Consider the following 519-nt stretch of genomic DNA (forward strand, 5'->3'; position numbering starts at 1 on the left):
TACGTTACAAAGCAGAACGTCTAAAAGAAGAGCACATGAAAAAACTGTACAGAATAATTTTTTTCTATCGAGTCAAAATGAGAACTTCTTAAACCTGAAGCGATGATCGCAGTTTATAAAAACGTATTGTTGTCTCACCATAAAAACGCTCATCATCTAGATAAAATATCTCAGGTAAATGAATAATCGCGTCTTTCTTTTCTTCAAGCACGAAGAGTGTATTAGCTTTTGCCCACCCTCCCTGTAACACTTCCATAAAAGCACGCTCACCTAAACAACGACCATAAGGAGGATCCGCACAAACTACATCAAATGGAAGCATTGTGCCAATATTGCCAAGTTTGGTAGCATCACGACGCAAGATGCGCCCAATTGACTGTAATTCAAGAGCTTCAAGATTTTTTTGTATCAGTCCACGCCCCTCAACAGAGTTTTCAACAAAAACAGCAGCTTTTGCCCCACGCGATAGAGCTTCTATGCCTAAAGCACCAGTGCCGGCAAAAAGATCAAGCATACGTT

1 protein-coding gene is annotated in these 519 nt (G+C 40.3%); it reads right to left on the bottom strand.

Annotated features, from left to right (window positions below; genetic code table 11):
* Positions 1 to 88 precede the first annotated feature (88 nt).
* The coding region (locus ACFINZ_RS10320) for an RsmD family RNA methyltransferase (protein WP_375701464.1) at positions 89 to 519 on the bottom strand (431 nt) is incomplete at its 5' end.

The sequence above is a fragment of the Bartonella sp. AA81SXKL genome, from assembly GCF_042196945.1.
In the GTDB taxonomy this organism is placed as follows: Bacteria; Pseudomonadota; Alphaproteobacteria; order Rhizobiales; family Rhizobiaceae; genus Bartonella.